This window comes from Flavobacterium melibiosi, assembly GCF_048158545.1.
Classification (GTDB): Bacteria; Bacteroidota; Bacteroidia; order Flavobacteriales; family Flavobacteriaceae; genus Flavobacterium; species Flavobacterium melibiosi.
Genome location: NZ_JBLNKU010000016.1, coordinates 1 through 21992 on the forward strand (window position 1 = coordinate 1; position 21992 = coordinate 21992).

Here is a 21992-nt window from a genome sequence, read left to right on the forward strand (position 1 = left end):
GACATTGATAAAAAAATTCCAATTGGATTTAGAAATGCGAATCAAGCCAATTATAAAATTACGGTGAAAGAAATTTTGAACTTTACAGCCGCTAATACGATTTACTTACACGATAAAACAACTGATTTATACCACGATATCAAAAATGATTTTTATGATTTGACATTACCAGCTGGGGTGAACAACACACAATTTGAAATTACTTTTAAAAAGAATTCTAGTTTAGGTGTTGAAGATATTGAAAGTCAAAGTTTTGTGGTTTATCAAAATAATTCCACTAAGAACTTAACCATTAGTAATCCATTATTACTGGATCTTGCTACCTGCAATTTGTATGATGTAGCCGGAAAATTAATTTTTAATAAAAAAGATTTGGGGTCAAATTCGTCTTACACTTTTTCTACTTCGGGTCTCGGCGATGGAATTTATATTGTTAAGTTATTGACGAAAGACAATATTGGGGTTGGTAAAAAAATTATCATTAAAAACTAGAATTCATCAGGAATGAATATAAAAATGCAATCTTTGGAGGTTGCATTTTTATTATATATAATTTTACCTTTGTACCAAAATCACTTAGCTTGAATCAATACTTAACAACTCCGTTTCTAAATGCCATTTCAGTAGCCATCAAACGGGAAGATTTGATTCACCCTTTTGTTTCCGGAAATAAATTCAGAAAGCTGAAATACAATTTGCTGCAAGCGAAAACGGAGCATTACGAAACGCTGCTTACTTTTGGAGGCGCTTTTTCAAATCATATTGCAGCAGTAGCTTTTGCAGGTAAAGAAAAAGGATTTAAAACCATCGGAATCATTCGTGGAGATGAATTAGGGAGTAAAATTTCGGAAAACCCCACATTGTCATTCGCTCAAAATTGCGGAATGCAACTGGAATTTATTTCAAGAGAAGAGTATCGGTTAAAAAGCGAGGCTTCATTTTTAGAGAACTTAAAACAGCAATTTGGCGATTTTTATCTAATACCTGAAGGCGGGACAAATGCGTTAGCCATCAAAGGTTGTCAAGAGATTCTAACTCCGGAAGATGCTGAATTTGATTATATTTGTTGTTCAATAGGAACTGGCGGTACCATTTCGGGAATCATTAACAGTGTTTTGCCGCACCAAAAAGTTTTAGGATTTCCCGCTTTAAAAGGTGATTTTTTGAAAGAGGAAATTCGTAATTTTGTCCAAAATGAAAATTGGGAGTTAATTACGGAGTATCATTTTGGAGGTTACGGGAAAGTAAATGAAGCCTTAATCGGATTCATCAACCAGTTTTACACCGAAAATCAAATTCCTTTGGATCCCATTTATACGGGAAAGATGGTTTTTGGCGTTATAGATTTAATTCAAAAAAACTATTTTCCTGCCGAATCAAAAATTTTACTAATTCATACGGGTGGAATTCAGGGAATTCAGGGAATGAATATGAAATTAAGAAACAAACAATTACCAACAATCGATATCAATGTTTAAAAAAATTCTACTGCTTCTTACCTTAATTACTTTGATAGGTTGTAATGCCACAAAACCTGTTATTGTAACAAAGAAAGCTCCTGTAAAACCAAAATCGGAAGTAGTCCGCACGATTAAAAAGCCAGCTGCGTCAAGTCCTAATACTACAAGACCAACTGTTGCAAAACCTGTAAAAAAGGAACAAAGTAATCGAGAAACAGAAGTAATTGTTTCAACTTCAAAAACAGTAGTTACGAATGATGTGGTCGTGTCTTATATTTCTAAATTTAAAGAAATTGCGATGGGAAACATGAAGAATTACGGTATTCCCGCAAGTATTATTTTGGCTCAGGGAATTTTAGAATCGGGTGCAGGAAGAGGCGATTTAGCAATAAGTGCCAATAATCATTTTGGAATAAAATGTCACGTAGGATGGACAGGAGAAAGTGTTAAGCACGACGATGATTCTGATCAGGAATGCTTTAGAAAATATGACAACCCTTCAGAATCATTCAAAGATCACGCCTTGTTTTTGACTGGAAGAAGCAGGTATTCTAAGCTGTTTGAATTCTCAAAAGGCGATTATAAAGCTTGGGCAAAAGGCCTAAGAGCTGCAGGTTATGCCACAGATCCTAAATATCCGGATAAGTTGATTTCTTATATTGAACGCTACAATTTGCATCAATATGACAATCAGGTTTTAGATGTCAATTATGTATCTAATGAAAAACAAATGGTTGAGGAATTAACGATTGAATCCAGAAATACAATCAATCATGACTTATTTTCATACGTTGTTCAAAAGGGAGATACGCTTTATTCCATTTCAAAAAAATTCGATTTAAAGGTCGATGATTTAAAACAAAAAAATAATCTTTCTGACAATACACTTTCTATTGGACAGAGATTGGTGGTAAAATAATTGAAAAATAACTATAACTCATAATTTATAAATGTTGTATAAAAGAAGCAGTCAGCTTTTTGCTGAAGCAGAAAAAGTAATTCCGGGAGGTGTAAATTCACCAGTAAGAGCTTTTAAAGCAGTGGGTGGAACTCCAATTTTTGTCAAAAGTGCCAAAGGTGCTTATTTGTATGATGAAGATGGAAACCGTTTGATTGACTATATCAATTCTTGGGGACCAATGATTTTAGGACACGCTTATGAACCGGTAGTACAAGCCGTGATTGAGAAAGCGAAGTTAGGAACCTCGTTTGGAATGCCAACAGAATTGGAAACGCAAATTGCAGCTTTAGCCGTTGCGATGGTTCCAAATATCGATAAAATTAGATTTGTAAACTCTGGTACCGAAGCCTGTATGAGCGCTGTAAGATTGGCTCGCGGATTTACCAAAAGAGATAAAATAATAAAATTTGCAGGGTGTTATCACGGTCATTCGGATTCGTTTTTAATCCAAGCCGGAAGTGGAGCAATTACTTTTGGTTCACCAAACAGCCCTGGAGTTACCGCAGGAACTGCCAAGGATACTTTGTTGGCACGATACAATGATTTAGAAAATGTAGTCACTTTAATTCAAGCGAATAAAAGTGAAATTGCAGCCATAATCGTAGAACCTGTTGCGGGGAATATGGGTTGCATTCCACCAAATAAAGGCTTTCTGGAAGGCTTACGCCAATTGTGTACCGATAACGGAATTCTATTGATTTTTGATGAGGTTATGACCGGATTTAGACTTGCTAGAGGCGGTGTTCAGGAATTATTTAATATAACGGCTGATATCGTTTGCTTTGGGAAAGTAATTGGTGGAGGATTGCCCGTTGGTGCTTTTGCCGCCCGTGCAGAAATTATGAATTATCTGGCTCCGTTAGGTCCTGTTTATCAGGCAGGAACATTGTCTGGAAATCCATTGGCAATGGCCGCAGGATTAGCAATGTTACAAGCTCTAGATACGGACCGTGCTATTTTTCAAAGATTAGAAGAGAAAACAGCGTATTTGGCTGCAGGAATTGATAAAGTGCTGAAAGCAAATGACGTTACATTTACAATCAACAGCATTGGTTCAATGATTTCGGTTCATTTTGATGCTGCTCCTGTTGTAGACTTTCAAACAGCAGCAAACGGCGATAACGAAACGTTCAAGAAATTCTTTCACGGATTATTGCAAGAGGGAATTTATATTGCACCATCTGCTTATGAAACGTGGTTTATTACCGATGCACTAACCTATGAGGATTTAGATTTTACCATTCGAGCTATAGATAAAGTTTCGAAAACATTTTAATAAAAAAAAGCCCCAAATTTGGGGCTTTTTTTATGAAATAAGATGAAATATTTCAAGTAAACAGATTATTTTTTGTCGCCCATTTCAGCTGGTTTTCCATCTTTATGGTGCATCATTCTTTTTTTCATTCCGTGATGTCTTTTCCCTTTCATGTCATCCCATTTTTTATATTGTTCTGGATTAAGAATTTTTTTCATTCTTTCTTTCATCACAATTTGCTCGTCTAACATTTTACTTTTTTTAGCAAAAACTTCGTCAGCAGTAAGTTGTTTTTTAGCAGAATCTTTACTTGCTTTTCTTTCGGCCATTTTAGCTTCTCTTTTGGCACTTTGTTCCGCGATGATTTTGCTCATTTCTTTTTGTTGCGAAGCATTCAAATCTAATTCCAAAGTCATCTTTTTCAAGTGCAATTGATTTCTTTGCTCAGGAGTCATTTGCTCCATTTGAGCTCTCTCTGGTCTTGCTTTTCTTTCTTGTGCAAAGCTTGTCATTCCGACAACTAATAATGCAACGATAAATAATTTTTTCATTTCTATTGTTTTAAGTTTTATAGCTATAAGACAAGGATAGGTTTGAAAAGTTTAATCCTTAACAAAAGTTTATCGTTTGGTTTTCTGATTAGAAGCAGAAAAATCACAAAAAATACTTGATTAAGTATGATTCCAGTCATAATTAATGCGCTAATCTAATCGCAAATTTGTTAAACAATTCTAAAAACAATTTCTATGTACAAATTAACTTTTTTTGTAGTTGCATTCGTAATGTTAACTTCATGTGGTGATAAAACCAAAACCAACGATGACTTTTCAAAAGATACTGCTGCACCTTCTGAGGAATCTGCTACCAACCCAACCGATGCAGTTGCGTATGATCCAAACAGAGGTATTGGAAAACATACATCAGTTGATTTAGGTGATAAATTAGATGAGGCAATGGCTGCCGAAGGAGAAAAAATACAATCCGTTAAATGTTCTTCTTGCCATAAATTGACCGATGAAAAATTAGTTGGTCCAGGATGGAAAGGAGTTACTCAAAGACAAAAACCAGAATGGATTATGAACTTCATCACTAATCCAGACCCAATGATTGATAAAGACCCAAAACTTCAAGCGCAACTAGAACTTTGTTTAGTTCGTATGCCAAATCAAGCCTTGACGGATGTCGATGCAAGAAATTTATTGGAATACATGCGTAAAAATGACGGAGTAAAATAATTTAATTCAAAATAAAATGAACAATTTTTTTATAAAAACAAGTCTATCCATAGTTTTGGTTAGTGCATTTTTTGGTTCTTGCAGACCTAAAGATACTGCAGATGCCGTAAGTGGTGACGCTGCTCAAAAAGTCTATGTTGCTCCGGGAAAATATGACGAATTCTATAATTTCGTTTCAGGAGGTTTTAGTGGTCAAATGAGTGTGTATGGTTTGCCAAGTGCAAGATTATTGAGAGTAGTTCCAATATTTTCCCAAGATCCGCAAAGTGGTTATGGATACAGTGAAGAAACGAAACCAATGTTGAATACTTCTCACGGTTATGTGCCTTGGGACGATCAGCACCATTTAGAATTGTCTCAAACTAAAGGTGAGGTTGATGGTCGTTGGATTTTTGCCAATGCCAATAACACACCCAGAATTGCCCGTGTTGATTTGAAAACGTTCAAAACGGTTGAAATAATTGAATTGCCGAATAGTGCAGGAAATCACTCTTCTCCATTTATTACCGAGAATACAGAGTATGTGGTGGCAGGAACCCGATTCAGCGTTCCTACGGATAATGCTAACGGTGATGTGCCTATTAATACCTACAAACAAAATTTCAAAGGTTATTTGAGTTTTGTAAAAGTAGGGAAGGAAGGTCAGATGGATATTGCTTTCCAAATTGAAGCTCCTGGAGTAAATTTCGACTTAAGTCATGCCGGTAAAGGCAAATCTCACGGTTGGTTTTTCTTCTCTTGTTACAATACGGAACAAGCCAATACTTTGCTGGAAGTGAATGCTTCACAGAATGACAAAGATTATATTATGGCGGTGAACTGGAAAAAAGCCGAAGAATACATTAAAGCCGGAAAAGGAAAAAAAGTAAAAGCTAAATACGCACACAATACGTGGGACGAAAAAACCCATACGGCAAAATCTGAAATGAGAACTGAAGTATTAGTATTAGATTCTAAAGTATTAAAAGACATTTGTTACATGATTCCTTGTCCAAAATCACCTCATGGATGTGATATAGATCCTACGGGAGAATACATTGTAGGCAGCGGAAAATTAGCGGCTTTAATTCCAGTCTTTAGTTTTGACAAAATGAAAAACGCTATTGCCAAAAAACAATTTGACGGCGAATATGAAGGTATTCCGGTTATCAAATATGAGGCAGCTTTACACGGTGAAGTAAAAAAACCGGGATTAGGACCATTACATACTGAATTTGATGGAAAAGGGAATGCGTATACTACTTTCTTTGTTTCTTCAGAAGTGGTGAAATGGGATATTAAAACATTGAAAGTGTTAGATAGAGCAGCTACCTATTATTCTCCAGGACACCTTTCTATTCCTGGTGGAGACAGTAAAAAACCATTTGGTAAATACATGGTAGTTTACAATAAAATCACAAAAGACAGATACCTGCCTACGGGTCCGGAATTAGCTCAAAGTGCCCAATTATTTGATATTAGTGGCGATAAAATGAAGCTTTTGTTGGATTATCCAACTATTGGAGAACCACATTATGCACAATCTGCTCCAGCTGATTTAATCAGAAACAATGGTCAGTTGAAATTTTATAAAATCGAAGAAAACAAACATCCTTACATTGCCAAAGGAGAAAAAGAAGCTAAAGTAGTTAGAGAAGGAAATAAAGTTCATGTGTATATGACTTCCATACGTTCTCACTTTGCTTCTGATAATATCGAAGGGGTCAAAGTAGGTGATGAGGTATATTTCCATGTCACTAATTTAGAACAGGATTGGGATGTACCGCATGGATTTGCTATAAAAGGCGCTGATAATGCCGAACTGTTAATCATGCCGGGTGAAACAGCCACTTTGAAATGGATTCCAAAAAAAGCAGGTATATTTCCTTTCTATTGTACTGATTTTTGTAGTGCGCTGCATCAGGAAATGTCAGGATATCTAAGAGTTTCTCCTGCGGGAAGTAGTGTTCCTTTAACCTTTAGCTTAGGAACAAACATACCGGCTAAATAAGAATCACTTCAAATTCAAGAGGGAACAAATTATCTGGTTTGTTCCCTTTTTTAATAAAAAAAACATGAATAATTCAAAAATTTCAACACTTTCAAAAGTGATGCTTTTGTTGGTGATGGCGCTATTAGTGTCATCTGTTTTTGTTCCAATGTGGAGAATTGAATTGTCAGCTCCTCAATATCCCGAAGGTTTAGTATTGCAGTTGCATGCTAATAAAATAGGTGGTGATGTCGAGATTATTAATGGATTAAACCATTACATTGGCATGAAAACCTTGCATAAAGAAGATTTTATAGAGTTTGCCGTATTGCCTTATATCATTGGTTTTTTTGCATTGTGTGCTTTGACAGTTGCAATAGTTGCCAAGAAAAAAGGACTTTATGCTTTGTTTATTTCTTTTATTCTTTTTGGAATATTAGCAGGAGTCGATTTTTACCGATGGAACTATGAATACGGCCATAATCTGGATCCGAATGCGGCAATCAGGGTGCCGGGAATGTCTTATCAGCCGCCATTAATAGGATACAAACAACTCCTGAATTTTGGAGCGTATTCTATTCCCGATATTGGAGGATGGATGTTAATTGCTTCGGGATTTTTATTGTTTTTATTGGTTATAAAAGAGACTAATCTGTTGCGAAAAATCAAAAAATCAAATACAACAGCAGTTTTATTTGTCTTTTTATCTTTTTCTTTTTTTTCCTGTGCCAAAACGGAAGTGGTTCCCATTAAATTGAACGTTGATACGTGCGATTTCTGTAAAATGACTATCGCCGATGGGAAATATGCGGCGGAAGTGATTACTGAAAAAGGCAGAGTCTACAAGTTTGACGATATCATGTGTATGGTACATTATGGAAAAGAAAATTCCAACACAAAAATGGCAGCTTATTATGTGAATGATTATACCCAAGACAATGTTTTGATTCCTGCTAAAACCGCTTTTTTCATTTCTGAAGGAACTATTCAAAGTCCAATGAGAGGCGGAATTATAGCTTTTTCTTCTGAAAATGAGGCAAAAGAATTTGGAATAAAATTAAAAGCAAAACCAGTTACTTGGGAAGCTGTAATTACAAAATAAACCAATCGTTTTTTGAATCAGTTAGAAATTAAGAACAGTGTGTTTTCTTAATTAAATTCAGATGGTTTAATTTTAAAAATAATGAAAAAAATCCTCTACATATTTCTGTTTTTTTCTTCATTCCTTCATGCTCATGTGATTGAAGTAGGCGCTAATAAACCTGTAAAATCAATAAAAAAAGCCATTAATCTGGCTAAAGTTGGTGACACGGTTTTGGTTCATAAAGGTGTGTATCGAGAAGGCAATATTGTTATTGATAAAAGAATTGTTTTTCTAGGTAAAGGATATCCGGTTTTAGATGGGCAAAAAAAGTATGAAGTACTTTCCATTAAAGCGGATAGTGTGGTTGTGCAAGGTTTTAAAGTGATAAAATCAGGGTATGCTTCACTCGAAGATCCCTGTGCGATTAAAGTGTATAATAAAAGCCATGTTATTATTCAGAACAATATTCTAGATGATAATTTCTTTGGAATTTATATCCAAAATGGCAAAAACTGCCTGATAAAAAACAATACCATTGTGGCGTATGGCAAAGAAGAACAGCAAATAGGCAATGGAATTCATTGTTGGAAAAGTGAGAATCTCCAAATTATCGCCAACACCATTTCCGGTCATCGGGATGGGATTTATTTTGAATTTGTTACCAATTCCATTATCTGGAGGAATATTTCAATTAACAATATTCGGTATGGCTTGCATTTTATGTTCTCTAATGACGACGCGTATATTACCAATATTTTCAAGAATAACGGTGCCGGCGTTGCGGTAATGTTTACCAAAAATGTCAAGATGTTCAATAACTATTTCGAAGAAAATTGGGGCGATGGCGCTTATGGATTATTCCTTAAGGAAATCACGGACAGCCATATTATTGGTAATAAATTTTCTAAAAACACTTCTGGAATTCACATGGAAGGAACCAATCGGATTCGGGTTGAAAAAAACGTATTTGAAGCCAACGGTTGGGCGATGAAAATCCAGGCTAGTTGCGTAGACAATGAAATCGTGAATAATAATTTTATTGGAAATACTTTTGATATGGGAACTAACGGAAGTTTAGTTTTAAACAAGTTCGATACCAATTATTGGGATAAATACGAAGGATATGATTTAGACAAAAATGGTGTCGGTGATGTGCCGTATCATCCGTTGAGTTTATTTGCGGTTTTAGTTGAAAATAATCCCTCGGCGATGTTGTTGTTCCGGAGTTTCATGATCACACTTTTGGATAAATCCGAAAAAGTGTTGCCCAGTATAACGCCAGATAATTTCATTGACAATTCGCCATTAATGCATTCATTACCATTATGATTGAAATAAAAAATATATATAAAAAATTCGGAAAATTAGAGGTTTTAAATGACATCAATCTTTCTTTTAAAAAAGGAGAATGCATTGCTTTAATTGGTCCAAATGGCTGTGGAAAAACGACTTTGATAAAAAGTATTTTGGGAATGGTTATTCCTTCTAAAGGCGATATTTTATTCAATGAAAAATCAATTTTAAAGGAATTTAAATATCGGGAACAAATAGGATATATGCCGCAAATAGGGCGTTATCCGGATTATATGACAGTTGGGCAAATCATCGAAATGATAAAAAAAATTCGAAATTCGGATCAGGTTTTAGATGAAGATTTAGTCAAGGCATTTGAACTCGAAAAAATAGTTGACAAACAAATGCGGACACTTTCAGGAGGAACAACGCAAAAAGTAAGTGCTACACTGGCTTTTTTGTTTAATCCTGAAGTGCTGATTTTAGACGAACCCACAGCGGGATTAGATCCATTGGCTTCCGAAATATTGAAAGAAAAAATTATAAAAGAAAAAGAAAAGGGAAAACTCATTTTGATTACTTCCCATCTTTTGAGTGAATTAGATGATTTGATTACGCAAATTATTTACATGCAAGACGGAACAGTACATTTTCATCAAACTATCGCAGATTTATTGGAATCAACAAACGAACAAAAAATATCCAAAGCAATTGCTAAAATCTTAAAAAACAAAAGCAATGAACAGAATCATTAAAATCATTTTTCTAGACATTCTGAAGAACAAGATTATACTGGGGTACACCTTTATTTTAGCCATTCTTTCGTGGAGCTCATTTGGGCTTGAAGATAATTCTGCCAAAGGATTGCTTACTATTTTGAATATAATTTTATTCACGGTTCCGCTGGTTTCTATTCTTTTTGCCACGATTTATTTGTACAACAGTACGGAGTTTATTGAGCTTTTATTAAGCCAACCGATTAAGCGCAAGAAAATTTGGTTGAGTCTGTTTCTCGGACTTTCGTTAGCAATGGTTTTAGCCTTTTTTATTGGTGCCGGAATTCCGCTTTTAATCAATGCGCCGGATAGCGTAGGCATTATGATGCTCGTCGTAGGTTGCCTGATTACGTTGGTCTTCGTGGCTTTAGCATTTTTAAGTTCAATTCTGACCAGAGACAAGGCAAAAGGAATAGGAATTGCCATCATGGGTTGGTTGTATTTTGCACTGCTTTTTGATGGAATAATTTTGTATTTGTTGTTTCAATTTTCAGATTATCCAATCGAGAAAGCAATGATAGTTGTTACGGCGTTAAGCCCAATAGATTTAGCCCGAATTCAAATCCTGTTGCATCTGTATGTTTCAGCGATGATGGGATATACCGGAGCTATTTTTAAAGATTTTTTCGGGACTTCATTGGGGCTGTTACTTTCTTTCTCGTTGCTGTGTTTGTGGATTATTATCCCATTTTTCATTTCATTAATCAAATTTAAAAACAAAGATTTATAATGTTTAAAGATATACTTCAAAAACTAGAAAATGCTGCTAATCCAGTGGCGCAAGTGGTTCAAAATACTTCTTGCAGTAAAGTAATGGTGATTGCTTTCAAAAAAGGAATGATACTCAAGGAGCATAAAACGGATGTTCCTGCCAAATTATTAGTGATAAAAGGGAATGTGATTTATAAAGAGAAAGACCAACAAAACGAACTTTTTCTTTATGACGAATATGATATTCCGGTAGCAGTTTTGCATTCCGTAGAAGCGATGGAAGACAGCTTGTGTTTATTGTTTAAAGGCTAAAAAATCTAGAAATGAAAACAGATATAAAAAACAGAAATGACATTGAGAAACTGATAAACACTTTTTATGATAAAATAAAAACGGATACTAAAATCGGTTATTTTTTTACGGATGTAGCCAAGGTGAATTGGGAAGATCACTTGCCTAAAATGTATGATTTCTGGGAAAATATTATGTTTTCTAATGGGAATTACACGGGGAATCCGATGACAAAACACAAAGAGTTGCATCAAAAAAGCGAAATGAAAGAAGCTCATTTTCACCATTGGAACGCCTTGTTCAATGAAACCGTTGATGAATTATTCACGGGAGAAAAAGCAGAAGAAATCAAACAAAGAGCGATGAATATTTCGGCAGTATTGATGTACAAAACAATAGGTTGAAAAGCATAAAAAAAGCGTGAACTATTTTAGTTTACGCTTTTTTCAATCAGGCAAAATGAATTAATAATATTATTTTGGAAGTAAAACATCATTTATCACGTGTATAATTCCGTTTGATGTTGGTATTGAGGATACTATTTCTGAACCATTTACAAATACTTTATCACCTACTTTAGTGATTTTTACTTTACCGCCATTTACTTGTTCAAATTCCTGGCCGTCCTGCATGTATTCCGTTTTCAAAGCACCCACATAGGTATGGTATTCTAATATGTTTTTCAAATCATCTTTTTTCTCGGGTTTCAATAGTCCTTCAACAGTTCCTTTTGGGAGTTTATCAAAAGCAGCGTTTGTTGGTGCAAAAACGGTAAATGGCCCGGCATTGCTCAAAACATCCACTAATTCTGCTGCTTTTACTGCAGTTACAAGAGTAGAGTGATCTTTACTTCCGGAGGCTGTCTGAACGATATTTGGACTGGAAGCATCATCAACCACGGCAGACTGTCCGGCACCTTGGGCTGCTGTGATTTCTGTTGTTGTTTCAAGCGAAGCTTCACTATTTTGTTTGCAACCAAAAATGGTAAAGAAACAAACGACTGCTACTAATTGAATTGATTTTTTCATAATTAAGGTTACTTTGGTTTTATATAGCAAAGTACCTAATTATCAATTTTTTATTCTATGAGTTCAATCATAAAGGCGGGTTGTTTTTAACTTTTTTGATAGAAAAATAAGTAGTAAACCCAATTCCTAAAAGCAAGATTAATGCGACAACAAAAAGAAGTTCATTTACATACGGAATAATAGTATAAGTGAACGATGCAACACCTTGAATGGCGAGAACCAACTCGTTTAATAGAACGCCAACAGAAAATAGAACCAAGCCGATTTTTATCTTTTTAGTAATGAAAATCAAATGACTGGCATAAATGTAAAACAACAGAAACAACGAAATTACCGCCAATAAAACCAAGTGTAAATAGGCGATTACAATTGGTCTGAAACCAAAGGCAAGCTGGCTTAACGATGGGATTGTTGAACCCAATTGCAGGATGAATTTTATGCTTAATGCCAAGCAGGAAAAGAGTAAAATGTAGCGTAATAAAAGCGCAAAATTTTTCAAATGTTCTTTTTTCGTTTGTACTAAAATGACAAGAAGTTTAAACCAGGCAACAACCTGAATTATTGCGGCAAAGACAGAGATTGCGTAAAGCCAAACTGGTAAATCCAACCAAAGTGTAGATAAAAAATAGGCAGGAATACAAGAAACAGCAAACAGCTTAAAGGAAGTTTCGTAAAAGGAATGTTCTGATTTTTTTAGATTTAAAAAGCCAAAAAATAAACCGATGCAACCAAAGAAAAACCAACCGTTATATTGAAAATGGAGAAAATAATAAATGGATGCTAAATACAAATCCTGAATAACATTTTTACTTGCCATCATGTAAGCCAAGTAAAAAGTCCCAAAAGAGGAAATAATATTAAAAAATAGGGCGGCCTTAAACCAGTTTATTGCGGCAAAATCAGTATCTAGTTTTCTCAAATCTTTGATGTAATAAAAGCCAAAAACATAGGAAACCAGAATCGATACCGTTGAGAAAAATATGGAAATCATCCCGTATCCCTGAATAATAAAGAAAATAAGCATCCCGTAAGAACAAATGAGATTGGCTATAATTATTTTGCGGTATTTATGGACATGAAAGTCTGCCGTTTTATTCTGAAGATAATACACCATCAACGTCATCAATGTATGACTAATCCATCCTGAAAACGCAAAATGAGAATGGGAATGTAAGATGTTTTTTTGATTGAAATAAGGGAATTCAAAACCAATTTTATAACGCATTAAAACGCCAAGAGTGGCAACGATACAAAGATTCAACAAGGAAAATTTAAGCCAAAACTGAATGTTTAATTTCATTTTTTAAAAAAATATTTTGTGATTGATGATGTCAACTTTATTGCAATCATTCATTTTTGAAAAAACTCGAATCACCGTTTCGACTCTCAATCCGGTAAAATTTGCAATTTCCTGACGCGTGTAAGGAATTAATACTTTTTGGCCATTACATTCTGATTTTCTTTTGTGTGTGTTCAAAAAGGCAAGAATTCTAAATTCTGGTTTCTGGTTGATGATTTCTTTTGAAGTATTGGATTTTGAGTGAATTTTATTGGCAAGCAGAATCAGAAATGTTTTTTGGATTATGGGATATTCGTCAAGAATTTTTAAAAATTTATCTTTTGATAATTTTATAATAGTGCTGTCCTGAATGCAAATCGCTTTAGATGGATACGGTTGGTCAATAAACAAAGGGGGTTCGCCAAAACTCTCTCCTATACAAAAAAGCCCCTGAGTAAACTCTTTTCCTTCGTCATTTGAATTAAACATTCTCACACTTCCATCAATAATTTGATAATAAAAATGGGCTATTTCATCTTCATGAAAAATAACTTCGTTTTTTTTATATTTTTTGGCAACAGCACCCCATGAGAACAATAAATCTATGTCTATTTGCATAATTAAATTGGAATTAATAATAGTTTATTAGCAATAAAAAAAGGCAAAAATTTGTAACGAATACAAATGTAATTTTTATAAAATCAATAGGAATATGATTGAAATCATAAAATATGATCAGAAAAAGTATTTGTTTACTAAAATTTTATATAAAAAAAATAATGGCTAAAGTATTTCATTAAAGTAGTATAGCATATGATATTTATCAGTTTTTATACGGTTTAGTTTCTCGACTTTTGTGGTTTATTTATTAAATCATTCAGGCATGACAACATTTAAACCACTTCATACTTTTCATATCCCGGTTATGGGACTTGCTTATACGATTGATAGTCCGATACGAGTGGCAAAGTATGGAATTTCATCCGTGATTTCAATTATGGATGATGAGCTTATCGAAAAAATGAATGCTTTTTACAGCAAGAAATTCGATTTGCCTTATCAGGAAATTACCCAAAAAATACATGATTATCGCGCAGAACGCATTACTTCTTATTTGAATTTGGTAGACAAAATCGTCAAGGAAAAATTCGAAAATTTCAAAACGGAATTATCCGAAAGCAAATCAGCTTTGGAAAATTACATCGCCATGCTGCCCAACAAATCGGAGATTAAAGCAGGCTTGCAAAACTTGATGGAAGACGGTTTTGCTTTCAAAGAAAACATCAAAAATTATCTGGAGAAGAATCTTTATCCGGGCGATATTGATGTCAATATTATGACCAAATTGGATAAGGATAATTTCATCAAAGACGAACAATTGCCAATTATTTTTAATGATGCACATGCCGCGCTGCGTGGGTTTGTCAATAGTACATTAGAATCTTCGGTAGTTTTATCGGCTGGGATGAATCCAAGGTTATACAGCTATTTCGAAAGTTTTTCAGCTTTTTTTCCTGATACAAATAACACGCTGAAAAAGAAAATCACACTGAAAGTGAGCGACTTTCGTTCGGCGATGATTCAAGGGAATTTTTTAGCCAAAAAAGGACTTTGGGTTTCTGAATATCGAATCGAATCCGGACTAAATTGTGGCGGACATGCTTTTGCTACCGAAGGGTATTTGTTAGGACCAATTCTGGAAGAATTCAAACAGAAAAAAGAGCAATTGATTCAATCTGCCCATGAGTTGATGGTGAAAGCGTTGGGACAAAAAGAAATGCATGTTCCGGAACAACCTTTGGATTTAAAAATCACGGTTCAAGGCGGCGTAGGAACTGCTGAAGAACACGATTTTCTATTGGACCATTATGATGTAGATTCTGTGGGTTGGGGTTCTCCGTTTTTATTGGTTCCTGAAGCCACTTCGGTAGATAAACACACCAGAACATTACTGGCTGGAGCCAAAGAAGATGATTTGTATTTAAGTCATATTTCGCCGTTGGGAATCCCTTTCAATACGTTGCGAGGAACGACGAATGAAAAATTGAAATTGAAACGAATTGAAGAAAGCAAAGCGGGAAGTTCGTGTCCAAAACGATTTTTGGCGTTAAGCAAAGAATACGATGCAAAAGGAATTTGTACGTCTTCCAAGAAATACCAAGACTTGAAACTGGAAGAATTACTACTGCAAAAGGATATTTTAACTGCAGAAGTTTTCGAAAAAAAGAAAAATAGTATTACTGAGAAAGCCTGTCTTTGTGTGGGTTTAGCCAATGCTTCGTATCTTGAAAATGACATTAAGATAAAAGGGCAGGCTCAGGGTGTAATCATTTGTCCAGGACCCAATATGGCTTATTTTGACCAAGAAGTTTCACTGTCTAAAATGGTGCAGCATATTTATGGAAACGCTTCTGTACTGACGGTTACCAATCGTCCAAACCTATTTGTCAAAGAGTTAAAAATGTATCTGGATTATCTGAAAAACGAAATCACAGCCGTTACTGAAGAAATAACTTTGGGACAAATTAAAAAATGGAATTCGTTTAAAAACAATTTGCTTTTAGGAATCGGATATTATGAAGAATTATTTTCAGCAACTCCTTTTTTCGAAAGTACTAAAAATGAGATTTTCAGTCAATTTGATATTTATAAAAATGAACTGATTGCTTTTGAGATTCCAGAATTAAAATTGGCATAATAAAAAATAGGCTTGATTAATTTCAAGCCTATTTTTTTATTTTTTATTAGCCTGTTTAAAATTTAAAAGGCTCTTATTTTGGAATAATTTTTTTAGAATGATACAGCTTTTTAGAGTTGAAAAAATCATTTCTATATTCCTATAAATTGTAGACTTTCATAAAACCACCTCGGTTATTCTTCCTTTCAATGGAGTGCTGCACAATTAAATTCCCAATTGTAATCATGTTCAGTAATTCGTAAATCGCAACACTAATTTGATGGGTTCTACTAATTTCTTCCATTTCATTTTGCCAATGCAAAAGCTGTTCTTTGGCTTTCGCTAAATCCAATTCATTTCGCACAATTCCTGCATTCTGACGCATCAAAAGCTGTAATTGGGCCTTCCTTTTAGCCAAATAATCAGAATTAATTTTAGGTTTTTCAGCGGATTCCAAATTCGAGATGATCCCATTGAATTCGCTTTTTTCAATAGAAACATGGGCCAAATAATCATAAATTTTCTCTGAATATACGAGTGCTTCCAACAAGGAATTGGAGGCTAATCTATTTGCGCCATGTAATCCTGTACGAGAACATTCACCACAGGCAAATAAATTTTCTATAGATGTTTTTCCGTTTTTATCAACAGTAATTCCGCCACACAGATAATGCTGTGCGGGAACCACGGGAATCCAGTCTCTTGCTATGTCAATCCCAATGCTTTTGCAACGCTCATAAATCATGGGAAAGTGCTTTATGAAAGCGTCTAAGTCCAGATGGGTACAATCTAAATAAACGCAATCATCTCCTGATTTTTTTAGTTCCAAATCAATGCTTTGCGAAACAATATCTCTGGACGCTAATTCGCCTCTTTCATCATAATCCATCATAAACCGAAGTCCTTTTTGCGTACGTAAATACGCTCCAAAACCTCGAACTGCCTCCGAAATTAAAAATTTAGATCCTGCTGAAGCATCATATAAAGCGGTAGGATGAAATTGAATAAACTCCATGTCTTTGATAATGGTATTTGCACGAAAAGCCATGCCAATACCATCTCCGGTTGCTATAACCGGATTGGTGGTATGACCGTAAAGATGGCCGATTCCTCCAGTGGCCAGCACCGTGAAATCAGAGTGGAATGTGATAATTTCGTTTGTTTTTTCCTGCAATGCATAAGCACCAAAACAACCATTATTTTGGGTTATCAAATCAAGTGCAAAATAATGATTCAGAACGGTTATGTTTTCTTTTTGATGCACTTGCTCTAAAATGGCACGCTCAATTTCATAACCCGTTTGGTCTTTATGATGTACCACCCTATTTTGGGAATGGCCACCTTCTTTGCCTAAATCAAAATTTCCTTTGACCGTTTTATCAAATTTGGCGCCCCACGCTATGAGTTCTTTCAATCGTTTCGGGCCTTCGGTAACGACCATTTTAACGACATCAACATCGCACAAACCGTCTCCGCAAATGAGGGTGTCGTCAATGTGTTTTTGATAGGAATCCTCGGTTTCGTCAGTGACAATCGCAATCCCGCCTTGCGCATATTTTGTATTGGATTCATCTTCGTTCGACTTGGTAATTATCGTGATTTTTCTATCAGGAAATCGTTCTGCAATTTTTATGGCAAAAGTCAATCCTGCCACGCCAGAACCGATGATTAAGTAATTTGTAGCAATCATTATTTGGACATTTCAAGCATTCGTTCAATGGGAACTAAGGCTTTTTTTCTAATATTTTCAGGGACATCAATTTCCGGACTTTCACTAAGCAAGCAATCATATACTTTTTGTAACGTATTCATTTTCATATAGCCGCATTCGCTGCAAGCACAGGTATTATCCTCTTTTGAAGGAGCCGGAATCAATATTTTATGCGGTACTTCCTGTTGCATTTTATGTAAAATTCCCGCTTCGGTAGCCACAATAAATTGATTGTTCGGATTTGTTTTTACGTACTCAATCATCCCGGCTGTTGAACCAATATAGCTTGCTGTTTGCAGAATATGTGTTTCTGATTCGGGATGTGCAATGATGGTTGCATCAGGATATTGTTTATGGATTTCGATTAATTTATCTAGCGAAAAAGCTTCATGAACCACACAGGATCCGTCCCAAAGCAGCATGTCTCTTCCTGTTTTGCTGATGATGTATTTTCCTAAATTCTTATCCGGTGCAAAAATAATGGGCGTTTCTTTGGGAATGGATTCCACTATTTTTAAAGCATTAGATGAGGTACAGACAATATCGCTCAACGCTTTAATTTCGGCAAAACAATTCACGTAAGTGATGACAATGTGATCGGGATGTTCATCAATGAATTTTTTGAATAAATCCGGTGGACACGATTCTGCTAATGAGCAACCTGCTTTCAAATCGGGCAGAATTACTTTCTTTGTTGGGTTTAATATTTTGGCAGTTTCGGCCATAAAATGTACGCCGGCAAAAAGAATGATATCGGCATCCACTTTCATGGCTTCTTGTGATAAGCCTAAACTGTCGCCCACATAATCCGCAATATCCTGAATATCGGCTTCTTGATAGTAATGAGCTAAAATAACCGCATTTTTCTCTTTTTTCAATTCCAGTATGCGCTCTTTAAGATTTTTCATTAGTTAAGTTTTAAAAAAACATCATTGTCATGCATTCCCACTTCAAAATCAGGAAGCAGATTTTATAGTGTATCACACGGGAACAATTTCGTTTTTCTGTTGAAGTGTAGTTTTTAAGTCTGTTATAAAAGCCATCAAATGGTCTATTTCGACATGATCCATAATTACAATTTTGTACCATTGATTATTTCCGTCGTGTTTTTGGGGAACCAAATCGAATTTTTTTACCAATTCTGGCGTAATATATTCGGCTTGAATGGTTGCAATATTCATAAAAGGTTCTCTGAAATAGTTCACATGTAACGCATCCAATTGTTCACAAAACCACTCTGTTCTCATTTGTAAAATCCGAATTTTTTCACACCATCCAAAAGGGCCGTACGTGAATAAAATCATCCAAACCGCTACGGCATTTGCACCGGAACGACTTCCGCAGAGCGTCAAATCCATTCCTTCGACATATTCGGCTTCTTTTGTCAAAACATTTTCGATTAATCCTTTTCGACAAATAAAAACTCCCGTTCCATAAGGAGCCTGAAGCATTTTGTGCGCATCGATGGTTATGGAACTGATTTTTGGGTTTTCAAAATTGATTTCGGAGGCTTTATTGCTAAACGGATATACAAAACCACCATAAGCGGCATCAATGTGTAATTTGTATTTAAAGTCGTGTTTTTCGAGGATTTCGATATAATCATTCGGGTTATCAATAGCGCCAAACATCGTCGTTCCCATATTTGAAACTACGATAAAATATTTTTTCCCACGTTTTTTAGCATTGATAATGCTATTTTCAAGTGCGAATATATCAATAGTACGGGTTTCGAAATCAACAGGGATTTTTAACCAATCCAACATCAATACATTGGCCGCTTTCGGAATGGAATAATGCGTATCTTCTGAAGCTATTATAGCAATTTCGGACAGGTTGGTATTCAGTTTGTTCATGAAATAGTTGCGATACATCCAAATGGCCTGAATATTCGCCTCGGTGCCACCAGGAGCAATATAACCGTCAAAGGAATTGGCTTCGGCTTTAAAAACATCAACGGCGAGCACATTCAAAACCTCCCGTTCTATTTCCTGTGTTCCTCTAAAAGCTTTTTCAGAAGTGCCAAAAGTATGACAGCCAATATGATTGGGATTGGCAACATAGGTTTGTAAAATGGGCGCATCTTTTAGAAATTGAGCCTCCTCATTGAATACTTTTCCATCTAACTTGGATGCAGGATACCCCAAAGAGGCATCATGAGAGAAATTCACATTCTCGCCTAATGCTTTTTGAATGCGAATTTGCCTTTCTGTGGGGGTGATTTTTTTCCAGAATTGCATGATTACTATTTTTACCAAAGCTACATGCTAAAAAAATCAGAAAATATGATAAATGTTAGGTTTTGGTTTTAAAAAATAGAAATTTTATAAGCGTAATTTTGATAGTGTGGGTTCATTAAATTGCGTAAAGTCAGAGATATTTGCGTAGCCTTAACGAGAAAATTATTTATTTAGAGAAATACTTTACGGAGCGTGGGATTTCTGTCGTCATATTTCAAATATTACAGTTACAGGTTTGTGGTCGCTATATTTAGTCCAATTTTCATATTCTCCGATTTGCACACTTGTAATTTTGTTAATTAGATTATTCGATGCAAAGCAAAAATCAATGTGATATGGTCTATCAATTTTTCTATGCATAAATAGAGTTGAAGCAGTTTCTTTTCCTTGTTCCTGATTATAGAAACTATGGTAGGTGCTATATATATTCTTATTTTTCAAAAGTTCAACAAGGTTAGAATGGTTATAAATTCTGTTTGGCTTGTCCCAAATTGAACTGCTGTTAAAATCACCTGCAAGAATTATATTCTCATTATTCAACAAGTCGCTATAAAAATGAACTGCGTTCCAAATTTGTTCTGTATAGCAATCGTGATTTTTAGGTTTTTGAGCCCATATTGCAAAAATTGTAAACTCGATTTCATCGTTGCTTACGGATAATGGTAAAACATATTTAAATTCAGGATTGTGAATACTTAGAAGTTCAATCTTAAAGTCTGAATATGAAAATATTCCAAGCCCTTTGTTTGGGTTTTGTCCGAACCAAAATAGGTCTGTCGGCCTAGCTATATCATTTTTGAAAATCAATTTGTCAGGATGTTCGCATTCAGGCACAATTAGAATATCTGGCTGTTCTGTCAGAATAAATTCCGCTTTTTTACGGAAAGCCATATTACAATTCCAAGTTATTATTTTCATTCTGTTTGTTGTTGTTATTTTGTCCGATACAGTTCTAGGTAACTTGTATAAGCACACATAAAGGGGCTAGAATCCATCCAAAATCTTAGCTATTATGTCACAAAACAGTTTTGTAAATATAAGATTACTTTTTATTAATACCTCAAGAAAGTATCACCTGATTTTATTCCCATTGCTAATTCTTCCAGATTGGTGTTTTCGAGCATGAAAGCCAATTCATTTCTGATGGACTTGAATTTATCGTGAACAGGACAAGGATGGTCCTCGGAACAGTGACTTAATCCCAGACCGCAACCGGTAAAAACGCGATCTCCGTCTAATGCCGTTACAATTTGGGATAGCTTTATTTGGCTCATGGATTCTTTTGGAATTTCAAATCCGCCACCAACTCCTTTGATAGAATGGATGATATTATCCTTGGATAGTATTTGTAAAATTTTGGCCGTAAAAGCCTCGGGAGAATCTATTTTTTTAGCAATATCTCTAAGCCCAACTCTATTATTTTGATAGGATTCTGATGCTATAAAAATGGTGGCTCGGATTCCGTATTCACAGGTTTTAGAAAACATAATTGTTTTTTTACAAATTTATAGAAATAAGTACTATCCTTTATTCTTTGGGTTGGCTATTTTTTTAAATCCAAAAAGGATCATCGTCCTTTTCTGTAAAAGATTCTTCGGTATGAATTTCTTTGATTTTAGCCAATTGATCTTGGGTGGCTATTTTTTGGATTTCAACAAATAAAATGCGTTCCTCAAAACGAATGTGTGCTTCCAATTCTTCTTCAATGAGCCCTAAAGACTTTTCTGTATCAGTAGTTTTCTTGAATAAACGTTTCAAACGACGATGTTCTGTCAACGCTCGTTTTACAAGTTCATTTTCTGTCTCTAAAATTGGAAATACGTGTTTTTCTTCCAATTCGAAATGAGGTTTCAAATGCGTTTTAAAAAACCAGTCCGCATATTTTTTGATGCGATTGGGTTCAATTTGTTTCGAAAAACCCGTTCGTATTTTCCAACACAATTGCAAACCATGATGATGATCGTGGCTTAAAGGTTGTAATTCCGGAGCTCTTTTTAATGGTTTATTTGATATCATAAGGTA

23 protein-coding genes are annotated in these 21992 nt (G+C 35.0%); 13 read left to right on the forward strand and 10 right to left on the reverse strand.

Annotated features, from left to right (window positions below):
* From ACM55F_RS16405 to hemL, 4 genes are all read left to right on the forward strand, one after another.
* On the forward strand, positions 1 to 492 hold a 492-nt coding region (locus tag ACM55F_RS16405), incomplete at its 5' end, for a T9SS type A sorting domain-containing protein (RefSeq protein WP_416854922.1).
* Positions 493 to 581: 89 nt separating this feature from the next.
* Positions 582 to 1478, forward strand: coding sequence for a 1-aminocyclopropane-1-carboxylate deaminase/D-cysteine desulfhydrase (locus tag ACM55F_RS16410; RefSeq protein WP_416854923.1), 897 nt, complete (start codon positions 582 to 584; stop codon positions 1476 to 1478).
* Positions 1471 to 2379 (forward strand): glucosaminidase domain-containing protein, encoded by a 909-nt coding sequence (locus tag ACM55F_RS16415; RefSeq protein WP_416854924.1) that lies wholly within the window; start codon positions 1471 to 1473, stop codon positions 2377 to 2379. Before ACM55F_RS16410 ends, ACM55F_RS16415 begins: the two co-directional genes overlap by 8 nt.
* Before the next feature lie 31 nt (positions 2380 to 2410).
* Entirely contained in the window at positions 2411 to 3697 is a 1287-nt protein-coding gene (gene hemL, locus ACM55F_RS16420) for a glutamate-1-semialdehyde 2,1-aminomutase (protein WP_416854925.1), read from the forward strand.
* 65 nt (positions 3698 to 3762) lie between these two features.
* Here hemL and ACM55F_RS16425 read toward each other — a convergent pair whose 3' ends face one another.
* Entirely contained in the window at positions 3763 to 4227 is a 465-nt protein-coding gene (locus ACM55F_RS16425) for a hypothetical protein (protein WP_416854927.1), read from the reverse strand.
* Between the two features lie 195 nt (positions 4228 to 4422).
* Between ACM55F_RS16425 and ACM55F_RS16430 the strand changes: the two genes are divergently transcribed.
* From ACM55F_RS16430 to ACM55F_RS16465, 8 genes are all read left to right on the forward strand, one after another.
* A complete protein-coding gene (locus ACM55F_RS16430) occupies positions 4423 to 4911 on the forward strand; it encodes a c-type cytochrome (protein ID WP_416854928.1) in 489 nt (162 codons plus the stop codon).
* A gap of 16 nt (positions 4912 to 4927) precedes the next feature.
* On the forward strand, positions 4928 to 6901 hold the full coding sequence (gene nosZ / locus ACM55F_RS16435; protein WP_416854930.1) for a Sec-dependent nitrous-oxide reductase: 1974 nt from the start codon (positions 4928 to 4930) through the stop codon (positions 6899 to 6901).
* 64 nt (positions 6902 to 6965) lie between these two features.
* A complete protein-coding gene (locus ACM55F_RS16440; RefSeq protein ID WP_416854931.1) occupies positions 6966 to 7982 on the forward strand; it encodes a nitrous oxide reductase accessory protein NosL in 1017 nt (338 codons plus the stop codon).
* 81 nt (positions 7983 to 8063) lie between these two features.
* The gene (locus ACM55F_RS16445) at positions 8064 to 9293 is read left to right on the forward strand and encodes a nitrous oxide reductase family maturation protein NosD (RefSeq protein WP_416854933.1); all 1230 of its coding nucleotides are present in this window, start codon (positions 8064 to 8066) and stop codon (positions 9291 to 9293) included.
* On the forward strand, positions 9290 to 10012 hold the full coding sequence (locus ACM55F_RS16450; RefSeq protein ID WP_416854934.1) for an ABC transporter ATP-binding protein: 723 nt from the start codon (positions 9290 to 9292) through the stop codon (positions 10010 to 10012). Before ACM55F_RS16445 ends, ACM55F_RS16450 begins: the two co-directional genes overlap by 4 nt.
* Positions 9996 to 10763 carry an ABC transporter permease subunit gene (locus ACM55F_RS16455; RefSeq protein WP_416854935.1) on the forward strand — a complete coding sequence of 256 codons (768 nt, stop codon included), beginning with the start codon at positions 9996 to 9998 and terminating at the stop codon, positions 10761 to 10763. Before ACM55F_RS16450 ends, ACM55F_RS16455 begins: the two co-directional genes overlap by 17 nt.
* Positions 10763 to 11056: a cupin domain-containing protein gene (locus tag ACM55F_RS16460; protein ID WP_416854937.1), complete on the forward strand. Its 294-nt coding sequence runs from the start codon at positions 10763 to 10765 to the stop codon at positions 11054 to 11056. The genes ACM55F_RS16455 and ACM55F_RS16460 overlap by 1 nt, the downstream gene beginning before the upstream one ends.
* A gap of 11 nt (positions 11057 to 11067) precedes the next feature.
* On the forward strand, positions 11068 to 11439 hold the full coding sequence (locus ACM55F_RS16465; RefSeq protein ID WP_416854938.1) for a group III truncated hemoglobin: 372 nt from the start codon (positions 11068 to 11070) through the stop codon (positions 11437 to 11439).
* A 69-nt stretch (positions 11440 to 11508) separates the two neighbouring features.
* Here the strand turns inward: ACM55F_RS16465 and ACM55F_RS16470 are convergent, their stop codons facing one another.
* From ACM55F_RS16470 to ACM55F_RS16480, 3 genes are all read right to left on the reverse strand, one after another.
* A complete protein-coding gene (locus ACM55F_RS16470; RefSeq protein WP_416854939.1) occupies positions 11509 to 12063 on the reverse strand; it encodes a fasciclin domain-containing protein in 555 nt (184 codons plus the stop codon).
* 67 nt (positions 12064 to 12130) lie between these two features.
* A complete protein-coding gene (locus ACM55F_RS16475; RefSeq protein WP_416854940.1) occupies positions 12131 to 13363 on the reverse strand; it encodes a hypothetical protein in 1233 nt (410 codons plus the stop codon).
* Positions 13364 to 13366: 3 nt separating this feature from the next.
* Entirely contained in the window at positions 13367 to 13960 is a 594-nt protein-coding gene (locus ACM55F_RS16480; protein ID WP_416854941.1) for a Crp/Fnr family transcriptional regulator, read from the reverse strand.
* Between the two features lie 265 nt (positions 13961 to 14225).
* Here ACM55F_RS16480 and ACM55F_RS16485 point away from each other — a divergent pair, with 265 nt between their 5' ends.
* Positions 14226 to 16040 carry a hypothetical protein gene (locus ACM55F_RS16485; RefSeq protein ID WP_416854942.1) on the forward strand — a complete coding sequence of 605 codons (1815 nt, stop codon included), beginning with the start codon at positions 14226 to 14228 and terminating at the stop codon, positions 16038 to 16040.
* A 139-nt stretch (positions 16041 to 16179) separates the two neighbouring features.
* Here ACM55F_RS16485 and nadB read toward each other — a convergent pair whose 3' ends face one another.
* From nadB to ACM55F_RS16515, 6 genes are all read right to left on the reverse strand, one after another.
* Entirely contained in the window at positions 16180 to 17709 is a 1530-nt protein-coding gene (gene nadB, locus ACM55F_RS16490; RefSeq protein WP_416854943.1) for an L-aspartate oxidase, read from the reverse strand.
* Positions 17709 to 18638 carry a quinolinate synthase NadA gene (gene nadA, locus ACM55F_RS16495; RefSeq protein ID WP_416854944.1) on the reverse strand — a complete coding sequence of 310 codons (930 nt, stop codon included), beginning with the start codon at positions 18636 to 18638 and terminating at the stop codon, positions 17709 to 17711. The genes nadB and nadA overlap by 1 nt, the downstream gene beginning before the upstream one ends.
* A 72-nt stretch (positions 18639 to 18710) precedes the next feature.
* Entirely contained in the window at positions 18711 to 19970 is a 1260-nt protein-coding gene (locus ACM55F_RS16500; RefSeq protein ID WP_416854945.1) for a pyridoxal phosphate-dependent decarboxylase family protein, read from the reverse strand.
* A gap of 207 nt (positions 19971 to 20177) precedes the next feature.
* Positions 20178 to 20888 (reverse strand): endonuclease/exonuclease/phosphatase family protein, encoded by a 711-nt coding sequence (locus ACM55F_RS16505; protein ID WP_416854946.1) that lies wholly within the window; start codon positions 20886 to 20888, stop codon positions 20178 to 20180.
* Between the two features lie 134 nt (positions 20889 to 21022).
* The gene (locus tag ACM55F_RS16510; RefSeq protein WP_282716360.1) at positions 21023 to 21457 is read right to left on the reverse strand and encodes an RrF2 family transcriptional regulator; all 435 of its coding nucleotides are present in this window, start codon (positions 21455 to 21457) and stop codon (positions 21023 to 21025) included.
* A gap of 64 nt (positions 21458 to 21521) precedes the next feature.
* The gene (locus tag ACM55F_RS16515; RefSeq protein WP_416854947.1) at positions 21522 to 21986 is read right to left on the reverse strand and encodes a hemerythrin domain-containing protein; all 465 of its coding nucleotides are present in this window, start codon (positions 21984 to 21986) and stop codon (positions 21522 to 21524) included.
* Between the last annotated feature and the right edge of the window lie 6 nt (positions 21987 to 21992).